The 16,928-nt window shown below is 57.4% G+C and carries 13 protein-coding genes; 5 read left to right on the forward strand and 8 right to left on the reverse strand.

Going from position 1 to position 16,928, the window contains the following annotated elements; all coding sequences use genetic code 11:
- Positions 1 to 205: 205 nt before the first annotated feature.
- The 4 genes from soil367_RS07505 to soil367_RS07520 all read right to left on the reverse strand — a co-directional run bounded on the left by soil367_RS07505 (position 206) and on the right by soil367_RS07520 (position 4,244).
- On the reverse strand, positions 206 to 1,228 hold the full coding sequence (locus tag soil367_RS07505; protein ID WP_136548428.1) for an ArsA family ATPase: 1,023 nt from the start codon (positions 1,226 to 1,228) through the stop codon (positions 206 to 208).
- 8 nt (positions 1,229 to 1,236) lie between these two features.
- Positions 1,237 to 1,527, reverse strand: a complete 291-nt coding sequence (locus soil367_RS07510; protein ID WP_136548430.1) for a cory-CC-star protein — start codon at positions 1,525 to 1,527, stop codon at positions 1,237 to 1,239.
- Complete coding sequence (locus soil367_RS07515; protein WP_136548432.1) at positions 1,524 to 3,212, reverse strand: carbon starvation CstA family protein; 1,689 nt, start codon at positions 3,210 to 3,212, stop codon at positions 1,524 to 1,526. The genes soil367_RS07510 and soil367_RS07515 overlap by 4 nt, the downstream gene beginning before the upstream one ends.
- A gap of 153 nt (positions 3,213 to 3,365) precedes the next feature.
- Positions 3,366 to 4,244, reverse strand: a complete 879-nt coding sequence (locus soil367_RS07520) for a MerR family transcriptional regulator (RefSeq protein WP_136548433.1) — start codon at positions 4,242 to 4,244, stop codon at positions 3,366 to 3,368.
- 265 nt (positions 4,245 to 4,509) lie between these two features.
- Here soil367_RS07520 and soil367_RS07525 point away from each other — a divergent pair, with 265 nt between their 5' ends.
- Genes soil367_RS07525 through soil367_RS07535 form a run of 3 tightly spaced genes read left to right on the forward strand, consistent with a single transcriptional unit; the run spans position 4,510 to position 7,881 of the window.
- Complete coding sequence (locus tag soil367_RS07525) at positions 4,510 to 5,364, forward strand: metal-dependent hydrolase (RefSeq protein ID WP_136548435.1); 855 nt, start codon at positions 4,510 to 4,512, stop codon at positions 5,362 to 5,364.
- Positions 5,361 to 6,980 carry a flavin-containing monooxygenase gene (locus soil367_RS07530; RefSeq protein WP_136548437.1) on the forward strand — a complete coding sequence of 540 codons (1,620 nt, stop codon included), beginning with the start codon at positions 5,361 to 5,363 and terminating at the stop codon, positions 6,978 to 6,980. The genes soil367_RS07525 and soil367_RS07530 overlap by 4 nt, the downstream gene beginning before the upstream one ends.
- A gap of 4 nt (positions 6,981 to 6,984) precedes the next feature.
- Entirely contained in the window at positions 6,985 to 7,881 is an 897-nt protein-coding gene (locus soil367_RS07535) for an SDR family NAD(P)-dependent oxidoreductase (protein WP_136548439.1), read from the forward strand.
- A 204-nt stretch (positions 7,882 to 8,085) separates the two neighbouring features.
- On the opposite strand, the gene soil367_RS07540 is transcribed toward soil367_RS07535, so the two are convergent.
- Positions 8,086 to 9,495 (reverse strand): MATE family efflux transporter, encoded by a 1,410-nt coding sequence (locus soil367_RS07540; protein ID WP_246065607.1) that lies wholly within the window; start codon positions 9,493 to 9,495, stop codon positions 8,086 to 8,088.
- Between the two features lie 141 nt (positions 9,496 to 9,636).
- Positions 9,637 to 12,246 (reverse strand): DNA ligase D, encoded by a 2,610-nt coding sequence (gene ligD, locus soil367_RS07545; RefSeq protein WP_136548443.1) that lies wholly within the window; start codon positions 12,244 to 12,246, stop codon positions 9,637 to 9,639.
- A 259-nt stretch (positions 12,247 to 12,505) separates the two neighbouring features.
- Here ligD and soil367_RS07550 point away from each other — a divergent pair, with 259 nt between their 5' ends.
- Positions 12,506 to 13,438 carry an acyl-ACP desaturase gene (locus soil367_RS07550; protein WP_281283921.1) on the forward strand — a complete coding sequence of 311 codons (933 nt, stop codon included), beginning with the start codon at positions 12,506 to 12,508 and terminating at the stop codon, positions 13,436 to 13,438.
- A gap of 384 nt (positions 13,439 to 13,822) precedes the next feature.
- Here the strand turns inward: soil367_RS07550 and soil367_RS18810 are convergent, their stop codons facing one another.
- Positions 13,823 to 13,993: a hypothetical protein gene (locus tag soil367_RS18810; protein ID WP_172962298.1), complete on the reverse strand. Its 171-nt coding sequence runs from the start codon at positions 13,991 to 13,993 to the stop codon at positions 13,823 to 13,825.
- A gap of 414 nt (positions 13,994 to 14,407) precedes the next feature.
- Positions 14,408 to 15,601: a BaiN/RdsA family NAD(P)/FAD-dependent oxidoreductase gene (locus tag soil367_RS07555; RefSeq protein WP_136548446.1), complete on the reverse strand. Its 1,194-nt coding sequence runs from the start codon at positions 15,599 to 15,601 to the stop codon at positions 14,408 to 14,410.
- Between the two features lie 223 nt (positions 15,602 to 15,824).
- Between soil367_RS07555 and soil367_RS07560 the strand changes: the two genes are divergently transcribed.
- Entirely contained in the window at positions 15,825 to 16,925 is a 1,101-nt protein-coding gene (locus soil367_RS07560) for an AI-2E family transporter (protein WP_136548448.1), read from the forward strand.
- Positions 16,926 to 16,928 lie beyond the last annotated feature (3 nt).

The following is a 16,928-nucleotide window of genomic DNA, read 5'->3' on the forward strand; positions in this document are numbered from 1 at the left end:
CGAGGCGGAGCATGCGTTGCAGGCTCCGCCTTTTTATTTGTCCTTTAGAAAACGTGTAGGCGGTGAAAGCGCCGGTGCTTACCGGTGGGCCTGTCTCTGGGCCGATGCGTCTGTCTCGGGGTGTGAGTGTCAGCGATTCTGCTTGGGTGCAGGGCTACGCAATCGCATATGCCCGGACTCAGCTGATACGGGCAAAGCGCTGCTGTCAGGAAAAGCGGCTCTGTTCGAGCAGTTGAGCGACCACTTCCAGACCCTCCAGCCCGGCAATATCTGAAGCGAGCAGAGGTAAATGGGTGAGTGGGAGTTGACCCAGGGTGGCATCGATCTCAGCCAGGTAACGCTTCTCCTGTTGCCTTCGGGCCTGTAGAAAGCTTCCGTCGACTTCAGCGGGAAGCACCCGGTTGACGATCGCCCCGGCTACCGCGATGCCGGCTTCGCTTAGCGCCTGTACAGCCCGGGATGTCTCAAGGATAGGAAGGCGCTCCGGGGTGAGGACGAAAAGGAATCCACTCTGACTGGCATCCGCAAGCATTCGTCTGGCCCTGAGAAAAAGGCGCCGTCTGTGCAGGAGGGACGCGGCGATATCGGCGGTGCGCTTATCTGTGCTGCTGGCTTCCGGTTCGTCTTTGTCGAGCATCGAGGTCACATCACGGCCGCTGTTCGGCGAAAGGTGCCGAAGCACTTCTCCCAGTTCCCGCGATTTCTGGTTGTGCCGGAGCAAACCGTCGGTCCAGGCGGCCATAGCTTCAGGAAGACTCAGCAACCTCAGCGTGTGACCAGTCGGAGCGGTATCAAAGATAATCAGGTCGTAGTCCTGATCAGTCTGGGTAATCAAACGCGAGATGCGTTCCAGCAAAGCAGCCTCCTGGGCACCCGGCGACAGCCGGGAGAGGCGCATCTGGCGTTCCAGTTCGGGCATCATCTGGGGAGACGCAAAACGCCGCATTTGTGCCATAACCCGTCCTAGATGCGCATCGACCTCTGCATCCGGGTCCAGTTCAATGGCGTCGAGGTCTGGCAATACACGGCGGGGCTTGTCCGTCAGTTGACGATCAAAGGCATCACCCAGGCTATGAGCCGGGTCAGTTGAGACCACGAGCGTTTTGCGGCCGCCCCGGGCCGCGGTAATGCCTAGCGCCGCGGCCACGGTAGTCTTACCCACGCCACCCTTGCCACCGACCCAGAGTAGTCTCAGCTTCAACAGGTCCTGCAGCAGATTCTCAGACATGACGCCCGCTAACAGCAGCGAAACTGGTCGAGCGGTGAACGTTCCATGCCCATCCGCTGGTGCCATTCGTGGAAGCGTTCCAGCATCAGGGGCTGGAGTTCAAGGGTATAGTAAGCCGCGGGGTTTGGCATGCCGAGCATCTCCGAAAACACCAGCATCATGAAGAGGTCATCCTCGTCGCGACGCGCCCTTGCGATAGCGCCCCGGTAAGGGGCTGCATAGGCCTCCTCCGCAAAGTAGCGCGCCCGGCGCAACCAGGCACCTAAAGGCCTCAGCGATAGATTCGGACCTGATGTCATCGATCTGCCTCATGCGCTCCGCCCGCGATATCCCTGCGGTTGCGGGAAAGGGCTGAAGCTGATTCCAGCGCCACGAACACAGCAGCGACCAGAACCACCAGGTCCAGCGACAACAGGAACCAGTTCTCCTGAAGGTAAAAAGTGTGCAACTGCGTAAGCAAGGCGAATAAGGTCATTACCAGCAGGAACGCCAGTGGTAACAGCGTGTACCATACCGGGCGCCGGTTTCGCACCAGCATCACGGTGATGATCAGTAGGGTCAGACCCGCCAGTAACTGGTTGGTTGTGCCAAAGAGCGGCCAGATAGCCATGCCGCCCGACCCGGAAGCGCCACCGGCGCCGAAAGCGAGGGCAATGCAGCTGCCTACCGCGAGCAGGGTCGCGGGCAAAGGTTTTTTCATCCAGCCAATATCGTAAATATCGCCCCATTCCTGAAAGATGTAACGCTGCAGGCGCAGCCCGGTGTCCATGGTTGTGCCAGCGAAAAGGGCGGCCATTACTGTAAGCAGCGTGGCTGCCACTACCGGGTCCAGGCCAATACCACCGGATATGAGATAGGCCCCGCCGTTAACGAAGGCGTTGACCCCGCCGGCGCCAAATGCTGTGTAGACCGCTTCCCAGTCAGCAAAAGACGCAAACCCAGCAGTCGCGCAGAGAATCGCTGCGAGCGCCAGGGAGCCTTCTCCAACTGCACCAAAAAAACCGACGAAGCGAAGGTCTGTCTCGCGGTCAAGTTGCTTGGACGTCGTACCTGATGCGACCAGCCCGTGAAAGCCTGAAATAGCGCCGCAGGCTATTGTCACGAACAGCAGTGGCAGGAGGGAGGGCGTCCCTGCCGGGAGGTTGCTGTTGATAGCAGGGGCAACTATGGCGGGGTTCGAAATTATGATCGCGCCGTAGAGGATGATCAGGCCCACGAACAACTGTAGCCCATTAATGTAGTCGCGGGGTTGTAGCAGCATCCAGACTGGAAGCAGGGAGGCAATCGCGGCGTAGCCGAACAGTATCAGTATCCAGAGGGCTTTGTTAGACAAGCCCAGGGCAGCCTCGGGTAGCTCAATTGGCACGACCGGCCCGATGCCTATCAGTGCATAAAGCGCAGCGACGCCCACCACAGACACAATAAGCAGATTCGCTTTACGGCGATAGATCAGCTGGCCGATCACTAGTGCTACCAGTATGGCACCCCAGACCGGGACCACAGAACTGGGAAAACTGACCATCAGGTTTGAGATGACTACGGCGAAGACCGCGTTGACCATGAGCAGCACAAGAAAGATGACGATCATGAAAAGCGTGCGTGCACGCCGGCTGACGACCTCGCCGGTCAGCGCACCGACCGATTTGCCGCGGTTACGTACACTGGCCCAGATTGCGCCGGCATCATGGGTTCCGGCGAAAAATACTGTGCCTAAAGTGACCCAGAGAAAAGCCGGCAGCCAGCCCCAGATTACGGCGATGGCGGGGCCAACGATGGGCGCCGCGCCGGCGACAGAAGTGAAATGGTGTCCCCAGAGTACGAACTTGTTGGTGGGCACATAGTCGACGCCGTCTTCCATTGCCCGGGCGGGGGTAACGAAGTCCGGGTCGAGCCGGTAGATTTTTTCGGCAATAAACCTGGAGTAGAAGAAATACCCCAGCGCCATCGACCCAAGGCCGGCAAGCAATACGAATATCGCACTCATAAGTAGCTCCGGTGTTTTTTATTGTTACTTCCGGGCTAAAGCATAACCCCGTAGGGTCGGCTAGTGCACGTGAGTGCAGCCGGACCTACGACTATTGGCGAAGTTGCTGATCACGCCTTGAAGGCGTTAGGCGGGGCAATGAGCGGAAGAAGACTATTCCTCCGGAGACTCTGTCGCGTTTTTTTGCTCTTGGGCTTCAGGTGGGGAGGCGTTGTTTGCCTGGGCGGCCTTCCCAAAGACATTGGAAACGCGCTCTATGAGGAACTTGTTGGCCGCATCTTCCATCGCCCTCTGTACCTCGGATTCGACCGCCACGAGGGCTATCGGCCGAAGACGCCAGACGAGATGGGCCAGTTTGGGCAAGTCTTCTGTGGGCGGAACCTGCTCGCCGTAGCGGTCGATCAAGCGGGAGGCAAGCCGGACAAGGTCCTCAGCAACGTGTTGGACGTTTTCACGGAGCGGGCCGAGAACATCGAATAACTGTCCCAAGGGGATGCCCAGCCTGACGAGTTCTGCGCCTGCATTTAACAGGCGCGGCTGTTTCAGCAGGAAGCCGTCGCGGGTCGATTCGATCAAGCCCAACTGCAACGCCTTGCGCATGTTTTCAGCGCTGAGGTCGCCGGAAAACATCTCCGCGAGTTCCTGCGCTGAAACATGACTGGGAGTCTCATTGGTCCAGGGACTGCTTATCGCTTGCTCGAGCCCTAGCAACTGACTCAGGTCAGCGCCCTGTTCCCAAGCGGAAATCATTTCTTTTATATTGGCCAGCGTATAGCCACGCTGGAGGAGGTTATTGATGAGGCGCATTCGGGAAAGGTGGAGGTCCGAATAAACGCCGGCCCGTCCTCGACGTTCGGGCGGGGGCAGCAGGCCCCGGTCCTGATAAGCACGAACATTGCGAACAGTGGAGCCTGACGCACGCGCGAGCGCATCGACCGTGTATTCAGTAGCAGAGCCCGTCCCGGATTCGGGAGACCCTTCCTGCTGAATCAGAGCGTTGAGCTGCGCGTGGGTGTCAAAAGGCAAGTTCATGTTGTGAATACTATCAGAGACAGTAGATAGCGATCTATTGTCTCCTCTCGGGAACATGAACGCTGCCCGTTTTAGGGGAGCCGAGCTCGACCGGATATGCTGTTCGCTCATTGATTTTGCCGTCCAATCCGCAATTTCGTTTTCGTCTACGAAATTTTCTTGACAAGGTGGGGAACATTCAAAGTAGTATTGTTACATCGTTCAATGTAACAGTAAATAGTGACTCAGCTTTAAATGTAATTCGATCCGTCTCTGGAGGCTTGCCATGACCATTCAGGTCAACCCCGTCCGTCGCAATCTGAAGTTTTCACTGCCCAAAGACCAGATCACCACCTGGAACAAAGGCCATCTGCACATTTCGCACTTCTTCAACGCGTTGTCCGTTTTCTTCCCCGTTGGCGAACGGTTCTTTATAAACAGTATCCGTAACTATCGGAATCAGGTAGAAGGCGATCAGCTGAAAGAAGACATTGGTGCCTTTATCGCCCAGGAAGCCTTCCACGGCCGTGAGCATGAAGAGTACAACGCGGCCCTGACCAAAGCCGGTATCCCCGCCGACCGGATGGAGCGTCGGGTATACAACCTGCTTGAGTTCGTCAAACGCTGGATCCCCAAGTCACTTCAGTTGGGCACGACCGTAGCGCTTGAACACCTGACTGCTGTACTCGGGGACATGTTGCTCCGTGAGCCAGCGCAGCTTGAAGACGCTGAGCCACATTATGCGGCGCTCTGGCGCTGGCACGCCCTGGAAGAGACCGAGCACAAGGCGGTTGCATTCGATGTCTTTAGCCAGGTGGTGGGTACGGGCATTAAAGCGTACTTCATTCGCACCAGCGCATTTATTATTGCCAATATTATTTTCTGGACGCTGTTTACGGGTTACTACTTCAAAATGGTGAAGGTCAGTGGCGGCGCCCGGGACCTGAAGGGATGGAAGGAAAGTTTCGTGTTTTGGTGGGTCAAGCCAGGTGGACTGCGCAAGGTTCTACCGGCCTGGTTCGATTTCTTCAGGCCCGGGTTTCACCCATGGATGCATGACAATCGTCACCTGCTCGACCAGATGGATGAGGTGACGGAACAGGTAGATTACCTCAATGCTCAGTCGGAGAAGGCGGCATGAATGCGCCTGCTCATGTTCCGGGTCAGCCCGCCGACGTGGAAATCGCGGTAATCGGTACTGGCTTCTCGGGCCTGGGCACGGCTATCCGGTTACAGCAAGAGGGTTTCAACGATTTTGTCGTTCTTGAGCGGAACGATAAAGTCGGTGGTACCTGGTACAACAATCGATATCCTGGGTGTGCCTGCGACGTGCAGTCCCACCTGTACTCCTTCTCGTTCGAGCCCAACGCCAGTTGGTCCCGCATGTTTGCGACCCAGCCAGAAATCCAGGCGTACATGGAAGGCTGCGCAGAGCGGCACAACCTGGCCCGGAAAATCCGTTTCCAGACCTGGGTAACGCAAGCGCGCTGGGATGAAAAGCAGGGGTTATGGCGTATTCGCACGCATACCGGGGCTCAGGTGGAAGAATTTGCCCGTTCGCGTGGCTGCCACGCCTTTGAGCTGGATTTTGGCGATACCGGTATGCCGGCCGGAGAAGAGTTCACAGCGCGTTTCCTGATCTCGGGCATGGGCGGGCTATCCCGGCCGGCTTATCCGAACATACCTGGCCTTCGTGATTTCAAGGGAGAGATATTTCATTCCGCTGCCTGGAGAGACGACTATAGGCTGGAGAACAAGCGGGTCGCGGTCATAGGCACCGGGGCGTCCGCCATCCAGTTTGTCCCCCAGATTGCGCCCAAAGTGAAACAGATGCATTTGTTCCAGCGGACAGCCCCCTGGATCATGCCGAAGCCGGACCGCAAAACGTCCAAGTTTGAACGGGGTCTCTACCGGCTCTTTCCCTGGTTGCAGAGGGCTCAGCGCGCACGCATATACTGCCAGCTGGAGGCGAGGGCGCTTGCCTTTGTCCTGTCCCCGCGTTTGTTGAAGCTGGCAGAAAAGATGGCGCTGAAGCACCTCAACAAACAGGTCGCCAACGACAGCCTGCGCAAGCAACTCACGCCCGACTACCGTCTGGGCTGCAAGCGTATCCTGATCTCGAACGATTACTATCCCGCCCTGTGTCGGTCCAATGTGGAACTGGTGACAGACGGAATTGCTGAAGTGAAAGCCAATAGTGTGGTTGACCGCAAGGGTAATGAGCGCATGGTAGACGCGATCATTCTGGGCACGGGTTTCCAGCCGCAGAACCCTATACCTCGTGGCGCCATATTTGGTCGTGGGGAGAAAGACCTACACGAGACCTGGGACGGCAAACTGGAGACTTACTTGGGGACTACAGTCCACGGTTACCCCAACATGTTCCTGTTGATGGGGCCGAATACCGGTCTGGGACACAGTTCAATGATCTATATGATTGAGTCCCAGATTCGGTATGTACTCGATTGCCTGAAACAGGCGAAAACGCGTAACTTTGCGCACGTTGAAGTGCGCGAACAGGTTCAGGCGAAGTTCTATGACGGCGTGCAGCGTAAGTCTGATGCCACTATCTGGAACTCCGGCTGTAACAGCTGGTACCTGAACGATCAGGGCAAGAACACCGCGCTCTGGCCAGGTTTTACCTGGGAATATCGTCGCCGGACCCGGCAATTCGAAAGTCTGGAATACTACTGCAAGCCCGCCTCTGCGGTGCAGTTGAGTACCCAGGCTACAGAAACCGTGACACAGCAGGAATAAAGGCATGAGTAAGCATTCAGATTCATCGGTTCCCGGCCGATTTTTCAGCGGTAAGGTCGCAGCCATCACAGGCGCAGGCTCAGGTATTGGCCGAGCCCTGGCTTTACATCTCGCCCGCGAGAACTGCGATCTGGCGCTATCGGATATCAACGCTGCCGGGTTGGAAGAGAGCGCCCGCCTGGCCCGAGACCTCGGCGTCCAGGTGACCACTGCTGTGGTCGATGTTGCCAATCGCGATGCGGTCGAGGCCTGGGCCGATCAGACGGCAAAAGACCACGGCAAGGTCAATATGATCTTCAATAATGCAGGCGTTGCCCTAGGTAGTTCCGTTGAGGGCACGAGCTACGAGAACTTCGAGTGGCTCCTGAACATCAACCTTTGGGGCGTCATTTATGGTACCAAAGCGTTTTTGCCTCATCTGAAAAAGTCCGGTGATGGTCACGTGATCAACGTGTCCAGCCTGTTCGGTCTTGTCGGGATTCCAGGGCAAAGTGTCTACAATACGGCGAAGTTTGCGGTTCGGGGCTTCACCGAATCCTTGCGCCAAGAGATGGATATTGAGCGGTGCAACGTTAACGTCCTGTGTGTGCATCCCGGCGGTATAAAGACGAATATCAACGCGTCGGCCCGGATGGATTCGAGCATAAAGTCGCTGGTGGGCAGTGATTCGGAAGAAACTCGACAGTCTTTCGAGAAGCTGCTCAAGACGACTCCCGATGATGCCGCGGATATCATTCTCAAAGCTGTTAGGCGGAAGTCACGGAGGGTTCTGGTCGGGTCGGACGCCAAGGCGCTTGATCTTCTGCAGCGTTTTTTCCCGGCGTTTTATCAACGTTTGATTGTTGCTGTTCTTCGTATGCGTGCGGCCAAGAGCCGCAGGAAAGCATTGGCTAGCAACTGAGTTATTTTTGTTTTACTTCGCCGGGAGTGGCTTTGCCTCCCGGCATTTTTTTGCTCGTCGAATCTGCCGAAAATCCGTTCTGCTGACCCCTTCTCTCTGCGCTGACCCGAAAGCTATGACCTGCAGCTGTGTTTCGCTTTCCCGGTTACTCCCCCGATATTCGCTGTTCAGAGCATCACGAAGCTGCGCCTATCCACCGCTTGCTCACTTTGGCAAGGGCAGGGGTATGCTCTCACTTCGGCCATATGGCTGATAGCGGAAGAGCCTTGTTCCTAGCAGTATGCTGGCGCTTGCGAGACCGACGGTCAGCCCCACCCAGAACCCTGCAGCGCCGAGTGCCGGAACCAGCATATCGGTGAAGGTCAGCACGTAGCCGAGCGGTAGGCAAACACCCCAGAACGATAGCAGCATGATATAGAGTGGCACTCGCGTGTCCTTGTAACCCCTCAGGGCGCCGATGGCGGTCACCTGTATTACGTCTGCGATCTGAAAAATGGCCGCGAACCACAACAGCCGTATCGCAACTGCCTGAACCTGTTGATCCCGGGTATACAGCGCTGCAACAAGATCCGCGTGTAGAAAGAGTATGGGTGCATAAACCAGGGCTATGCTTGAGGCCAGTAATAGGGAGCTGCGAGCCAGCAGCCGCGCCGTATCCAGGCTCTCTGCCCCGACCAGAAAGCTGATGCGGAGTGTCAGTGCCATTCCCAGGCTTAACGGCACCATGAAAAGCAGTGAGACGACGTTCAATACGATCTGGTGGCCCGCTACAACGACGGGTCCCAGTGGCGCCAGAAAAAGAGCAATAACAGAAAACATGCTGACTTCCACGAAGACAGTGAAGCCGATTGGAGCGCCCAATAGCAGAACGTCGGCTATTTCGCGCAGGCTTGGCGGCACCCAATGACTGATCAAGTGAAAGGGCCTGTAGGTATGGCTGCGATTGAGGTAGAGCAGGAGGATCACAGCAGCTACCAGATTGGAAATAGCGGTCGCCCAGCCGCACCCAATGCCGCCCATTGCCGGAAGGCCCAGCTTGCCATAGATGAATATATAGTTGAGTGGCAGGTTGATGATCGTGCCGAGCAGCGAAAACGCCATGATCACGCGAGTATGCCCCAGTCCATCGGTCAAGCCCCGCAGTGCCGCCATGAGCAGCATGGCAGGGACGCCCCAAACGAACGCCGTGAGATAGCCAGCCGAAATGTGAGCCGTTTGCGGGTCGAGTTCAAAGAGCGCAAAGACGGGTTGCACGTTAAGCAGAAGCAGAATCATCAGAACTGATGAACCCGTGGCGATGTAAATGCCTTGCCAGGTCACGGGCATGATCCGTTCTGCTTTGCGCGCGCCTCGGTGACCTGAAATGATCGGCTGAAGCGCGCTCAGGGTGGCCGCGAAGAACAGAAACACCGGCATCCACAAGCTGCTTCCTATGCCTACCGCGGCAAGATCTTCAGCGCTGGCATGGCCTGCCATGATCGTGTCGATAACGCCGTTGGCCATTTGGGCCAGTTGTGCGACCAGGATCGGTGCACCTAACTGAGCCAGTGTTTTCCACTCCGCCAGCGTCCGGGCCAGTAGCCCGGCCCGGGGCTGAGGAACAGGTTGATGCATGTCGTCCAAAGCTGACTTCCGTTTACAGCACGCAAGGATTGAAACTCCAGGGTTCGGTAGCGCCCTGGGCCCGGTTGGGGCGTATCCTAAATCAAAACCATGCTGATGGCATGATCTGGCTGACAGCTATTGGAAAGCGTGTCAGTTGAGTCCAAGGCGTGACCGCATCTCATCGGTTATAACCTGCTCAACGGACGCGTAACCCTGCCAGGGGTTCTGCTTGAGGCTGTCCAGACGTTCGGGCAGATTATGAACAGTCCATGCGTCTGCCCCGGTCAGCTTTTCAAGCTCGTCACGACCTATAGGCACCGATACAGCCATCCCGGGCCTCGCCCTGGCCGAGTACGCGGCTATGGTTGTGGCACCGTTGGAGTTGCGAAGGTAGTCAATAAATATACGGCCGACTCTGTTTCGTGGCCCCGAGACAGCGGTAAACCGGTCAGGCAGTAGCTTCGCCATGTGCCTTACGATGGCGCGGCTGAACGTTTTCACGCTGTCCCAACTGTCCTGCAGGGAGAGGGGCACAACGATGTGGATCCCCTTTCCGCCGCTGGTTTTCAGGAAGGCTGTCAACCCCAGCTCCTCCAGCACGGTCAGGGTCAGTTGGGTTGCCTCTATCATTCTCTGCCAGGGCAGACTTGGGTCGGGGTCCAGGTCCAGCACAAAGCAGTCCGGGTGCTCCAGGTCATGGCTGGTGGCGTTCCAGGCATGGAATTCAATGGTGTTCATCTGAACAGCCCCGACCAGTGCCTTGGCGTTATTTACGACCATGGCCGGTTGGCCGCTGAAGTGCTTATCCAGAAACTTCATTGCGGGAATGTTGAGCTTGTCCCCGTGTTTCTGAAAAAAAAGCTCACCATTAATGCCTTCCGGTGCCCGAACAATTGCGACTGGCCGGTCCTTTAGCACCGACAGAACCCAGGGAGACACTGTCTCGTAGTAGTCGGCCAGCTGTTGCTTGGTAGTGCCTGAAGCGGGGTCAATAATGCGCTCGGGATGCGATATTTTTACCCCATTGCCATTGGCGTCGGCCTGGTTCGAGGGGGCGACGTCCTTGGCTTTGCGCGCGCGCGGGGCGGGTGTTGGCTTGGGCTTTTCCCGCACAATATCCCGAACGGTCTTATCTTCGCGTAAGCCATGAAAGACAGCATGGCGGACGACGCCTTCGCGTGTCATCTGGGCAAAGGCGACTTCCGCCAGCAAAGAGGGCTCCAGCCAGTGTGCGCCGCGGGCGTCCGCGCCGGTCGGAGGGTCGGCCACGGCCGGTTTGCCGACTTCGAGCGGTTTGATCCGGGCGAATACACTCTTCAGCGTGGTGGCATTGAAACCGGTGCCCACCTTACCTGCATAACGCAGGTTGCCGCCGGGCTCGTCGTGCAGGCCCAGTAGAAGGGCGCCGAAATGACTGCGACTGTTTTTGGGTTCGGTGTAGCCGACTACGACGAACTCCTGGCGGTTAGAGCATTTCAACTTGAGCCAGTCCTTGCTTCGCCTTGCGGTGTAGCGGCTGCCGATTCGTTTCGCGATCAGCCCTTCCATCTGCAGTTCGCAGGCGCTGTTCAACATGGCTTCCCCGGTTTCCTCAAACTCCGCCGAGAACCGCAGTAGGTCAGAGTCGCTTTGATCAATTATCTGACCCAGCGCAGACCGGCGCTGTTCGAGGGGAACCTGGCGCAGGTCCATCCCGTTGAGGTATGTAAGGTCAAACAGATAGTAAAGAATGCCGCTACTGGCGCCGGTGTTGAACGCATTCTGCAGTGCCTGAAAATCAGGCAGACCTTTGTCATCGGGCACCACGATTTCGCCGTCGAGCCACGCCGATTCGAGGGGCAGGCCGGATAAGGCTTCAGTCTGGCGCGGCATTCGACCGGTCCAGTCGTGCCCGTTGCGGGTGAACAAACGGACCTCGCCCTGATCAATCCGGGTCAGAATGCGATAACCGTCGAACTTGATCTCGTACCGCCAGCCGTCCCCACTGGGAACGGAGTCCGCCAGAGTCGCAAGCTGTGGCTTTTGAAGCTCAGGTATTGGTGCCTCACGCGCGCCGTCAAGCCCCGTCTTTGTGCCTTGCGTTCCGCCACTGCCCCTGCTGACATTACGTGCCCGAGTCGCTGGCTGCTCGTTCGTTTGTCGGCCTCGCGCCGGTTTTTTTTTGCTGGGAGATTGAGAACCGGAGGGCAGGGGCTGGCCGCTGAGTACGCTGTCCGGCAAAGCCTTGGTAATGTCGTAGTCGGACTCAGATCGAGCCGCGTCATCCTTCGATTTGATAAGGAACCACTGCTGCTTGCTGCCTGACATCCCGGTGCGGACGAGGTTCCACGAACCCGACAGCTTGGCGCCCTCGAGCTCGAACTTCAGCTTACCTTTGCGGAACGCGGCCACGGGGTCTTTGTCTGCCGGGATCCAGATTCCCTGGTCCCAGACAATCATGTCGCCCGCGCCGTACCCCCCTTCAGCAATGTTGCCTTCAAAGAGGCCATACTCTAGCGGGTGGTCTTCGACCTGAACCGCCAATCGCCTGGATTTGGGGTCCAGACTGGGGCCTTTAGGTACAGCCCAGCTTTTTAGCGTACCTTCCAGCTCCAACCGGAAATCGTAATGCAATCGCCGTGCAGCATGTTTCTGAATAACGAATTTGAGACCCTGCGCTGGACTGCCTTTACTTTTTTTTTGCCTGACACGGGAGCCAGCCGGTTCGGCGGTCACCGAAAAGTTCCGCTTCCTGCGGTATTCTTCCAACGCGTCAGACATTGTGCCTCCCTGGCGACATTTTGCTCTGGCCGGGGCAGATCGCCCGCCTGAAAAGAACCATAGCAAAACTCGTGACCAGGTTGCAGTTCTCGCGCAGGCCGTAGCCGTAGTTCTGCCCTGCGCGGCCCGTCTGGTAAAGTGCCTGTCATACATTTCAAACAAGCTGTGGTAATCTGGTCTGTAAACCTAGTTTGGAGGATGCGTCATCGCTATATCGACTACTGAGCAGGACAGCGCTCGCGCAGCCAAGGCTGAAGCAATTGCTTCGTTGGAGCCGCTCGCGGAAAAACTGATGGCCCGCCATCTTGAGGAACGCAACCTCTGGTTCCCCAGCGATTTCCTTCCCGTAAGTGAGCAGATGACGGACGAGCAGTTGCGCAACATGGCGGAGCTACCCGAAAGGGCCCGCGGTATGCCCGATGCGGTCCGCGTAGCGCTCGCGTTGAACCTCCTCACTGAAGAGGGCCTGCCACACTTCCATCGCTTGCTGGCCACCTACCTGGGCAGCAATAACGCCTGGTCCCGCTGGAACTTCATGTGGACGGCGGAGGAAGACCGCCACGGCGCCGTGATGCATAACTACGTGCGGGACGCCCGGCTTTTCGACATGCGCGCCTTCGAGGAACTTCAGTATCAGTATCTCGAAGCGGGTTTCGACCCCGAGTGGCATAGCGATCCGTATCAGTTGTTGGCCTATACCAGTCTGCAGGAGCGTGCGACCCAGTCGGCCCACGCAAATACAGGGAAGCTCGCGGCCAAATATGATCCCATGATCCAGCGCATACTGGGCTATGTGGCGGCGGACGAGTCCCGACATTTCAAGTTCTATCGTGATTCGTTCCGCGGTCTGCTAGAGACTGATTCCACCAATGCCATGCAGTCTGCACTCAAGGTCATGCCACGCCTGGCCATGCCTGGACACAGTATCACCGGGTATGTGGAAATGGCGGAAGTAGTGCGCCGGGCAGGGATCTACGGACCGCGCGACTATCGTAAAGTGGTCGCCGAATGCCTGGAAGCATGGGGTATTGCCGAGCTGACGCCAGTGGACGCCGCCGGACGTGAAGCTCAGGACAAAATGATGGCGGTGCCGGCGCGTCTGGATAAGTTGGCGGACCTTCTGGAACGGCGGACCAAGAGCAAAGGTTTCTCTTTCGACGTGATCTACAAGCGGGGCTTGGACTTCGCCTGACCGAAACCCGCCAGCGCCGGCACCGGTCGTTGTCTGCGCTGGCTGTGAAGGCGCGGATTGGCTTGTGCGATAGTGACGGCCTGCTGTCGCTACGGCGCAACCGCAACCGCAACCGCAACCGACAAGCGGAATCAAATTGGTGCCCGACCGATTTGCCCCAGACCGTACCCAAGGCGGTGGCTACCCGCTGGCCATCGGCCTGTCTCAATCTTCTCCCGCCACGCGGCGTCGCAGGCCATCTCCACTAGTTGGCCGCCGTTACAGCTGAGTCTTCACACCCACGCATGGTTATTGCTGTACAGAAGAGCATGGCCGCCCATCTTACAACTGTTGCAGGGAATGAAGCTCGCCAAAAGATGCAAACCGGACAGGCTTTCGCTCAGTTTAATGCGAAGCGATTTTCGGAATCTGCAACTGTCCCTTGGCTGGCTGGGACGTCGCGGTGTCCTCGACAGGCAACCGGGCCATCGAAAAAGCAGCGATAAGGATCAGAATCATGAAGATCTGGGGCAGGTAATCGCTTACGAAATGCGCGGCATTCTTCAGGGGTGTCATCTCTTCCTAACTTCTGGTGGGGTGATTAATTGAGGCGCGACAGTATCATTAAATTGGCGCAAATAAACTAAGTAGAATGCGAATTTTGTGTATTTAGGTAACACAATTGTTGCGCTGTATAACGCGCTTGAATTCTCTGCTCTCTCTCATCACAAGCTAGTTGCAAATTGGCCTGTCCGCCAGTGCCGGCGCGTCGCTGGCGAAACTATTTTTACGCGGCTGGTACACGGTTTTTGTAGGCCAAACACACGGCTTTTGTTGGCCAAACACAAAGTGCCTAGCGCCGTCAGGAACGTGGCTTGCCAGGACGCGGTCGCCGCAACGGCAAAAGCTCAAAAGCAGTCGTAAACAGGAAGCAGGAAAGACGAACAGCCGGGCCAGAGGAAGCGCATAAACGGGAGGCGTGAATCACGGTTACGCCTCCTGCCCGGCGGCGACCCCCGAGGCCCAGGCCCACTGAAAGTTGTGGCCTCCGAGCTGGCCGGTCACGTCCACGACCTCGCCAATGAAAAAAAGTCCTGGAATGGATCTGGCCGCCATCGTGCGGGAGGAAAGTTCCGTGGTATCGACACCGCCCAGAGTGACCTCCGCAGTGCGATAGCCTTCTGTCCCGGCTGGCTTGATCAGCCATTGCTGAAGCGTACCAGCCACGGTCTCGATGTCTTCATTAGTGTGATCCTGTAGAGGCCGGTCCAAGTCGTGACTGACGGCAAGGGACTGCAAGAACCGTCTGGGGAGGTGATCTGCGCAATATTGGGCAACGGTCTTTTGCGGGGACGCCCTCCGCAGCCCGTATAGGTCCTCCTGCACGCTCTGTAGGGGCAAGAGGTTGAGGGAGACGGTCTCACCGGGTTGCCAATAGCTGGAGACCTGTAACATGGCGGGCCCGCTCAGTCCGCGGTGGGTGAAAAGCATGGGCTCAGTGAACGTCGTTTTCGGCCCCGGAGGCGCAACTCTCGCCTGAACCTCACAGCTGAGTCCTGCCAGCGTCTCGAAACGGGCCTTGTCGTGGGGATGAAGCGTAAAGGGCACCAGCCCTGGTCGGGTAGGGAGGATGTTGAGGCCAAATTGTCGGGCCAGGTTATAGCCGAAGCCGCTGGCACCCAGGGTGGGTATGGACAGGCCGCCGCTGGCTATGATCACCGATGCGCATTCATAGATGCCTTCGGACGTTTTCAGACGGAAGCCCTGGTTCAGTGGTTGGACCTCGTCTATTGCTACCTTTAGCCTTATCTCTGCGCCGGCCCATTCACACTCAGTCATGAGCATGGTGAGGATATCCCGACTCGAACCCTGACAGAACAGCTGGCCGGCCGCCTTTTCTTCATGGGCAACGCCATGACGTTCGACCAGTTCCAGGAAGTCCCACGGCGAGTATCGTTTGAGGGCGGAAATGCAGAAAGCCGGATTGTCCGATAGGAAATTGGCGGGCGTACTGTTCAGGTTGGTGAAATTGCAGCGACCGCCCCCGGACATCAGTATCTTCTTGCCGGCCTTGTTTGCGTGATCAAGGACGGTAACGCGACGGCCGCGATAGCCGGCTGTAAGCGCTGCCATCAGACCCGCTGCGCCTGCGCCTATCACAATTACATCGGTTTTATGGGGCATGCAGGACCTAGACAGTAATTTTGCGGACCAAAGCCCGGCTTGGACAGAAACGGTTGAGACTGCGGCAGGCCACAGTCCGGCGCACAGTGTAGACGGCCACCGCCGGGTTCGCATTTTCCTTTTGTCATGTCTCTGTCAGACGCCAGATAGACGGTGAACCCTGAGCGCGAACTCAGGTAAACTGCGGCCGTGGCTTCGCGCCTACAGACTGAAGGAAGAGGTAATGGCCGAGGTACAGTACTCAGTAGACCCCCCCCAACAAGAGCGCCGACGCAGACGCTCAGCGACGGATCGGCTGGAGACGCCCCTGTATGGGCTTTTTGTGCTGGGGATTCTCTATACGCTCTATGTGGCGCATGGTGTGATCCTGCCCGTGTTGCTGGCGCTGCTCACCAGCCTGCTAATGGCGCCGGTAGTGAGAGTGCTCCGGCGACGCCTGCGAATTCCGCCTGCGGTCAGTGCTCTTGTACTTATTGCTGCGTTTCTGGGTGCCCTTGGCGGTCTGACCTGGACAGTGTCCCAGCCCCTGCTGGAGTGGGCCGGCAAGGCTCCGGAGAGCTTTTCAAAGTTGGCCCTGGGGCAGAGCAGTATCAAGACGACGATTGAACAGGTGACGCGGTCGGCCGAAGAGGTGGAAGAAACTGTTGATGGCCTGAGCGAAGAGAAGGTCACGACGGTTGTGTTGCAGCAGGATTCGTGGCGGCAGAAATTGTTCGCTAAAGCCCAGGAGGGCCTGGCCGGGCTGGCGCTGGCTATGGCGCTGAGTTATTTCCTGCTCGTCAATGGCGACCGGCTGATTCAGAACCTGGCGCGGCAGTTGCCCCGGCATGCGAGGCGACGGGTGCTTCATATGATTCGCGACAGCCAGGAAGAGATCGCCAAATACCTTGGTATTATCAGCCTCAGTAACACGCTGGTCGGCTTGCTGACAGGGCTTATGACCTGGGCAATAGGGCTGCCATCGCCGGTCGTTTGGGGCGTTGTCGCCGGGCTTACGCGCTTTGTTCCTTATCTGGGCGTCATAATCACCATCGCGCTGTTGGCTGTCGTATCTGTCGCCAGCCTGGATGAGATCTGGTTGATGTCCTTGGCGCCCCTCGGCTTTCTGGCTCTTACATCGCTGGTAGGCTTCTTTCTTGAGCCTTTCATCCATGGCTTCAGGATGTCGATTAATCCCATACTGATTTTTATCTCGATCTTCTTCTGGGGTTGGCTCTGGGGTCCCGTCGGTGTGCTTCTGGCGGTTCCTCTCATGACAGTGATACAGGTGGTTCTGAAGCAGATTCCGAAGCTGCGGCCTGTCTATAAGGTTATCGCGCGGTAACGG

The sequence above is a fragment of the Hydrocarboniclastica marina genome (assembly GCF_004851605.1).
Classification (GTDB): domain Bacteria; phylum Pseudomonadota; class Gammaproteobacteria; order Pseudomonadales; family Oleiphilaceae; genus Hydrocarboniclastica; species Hydrocarboniclastica marina.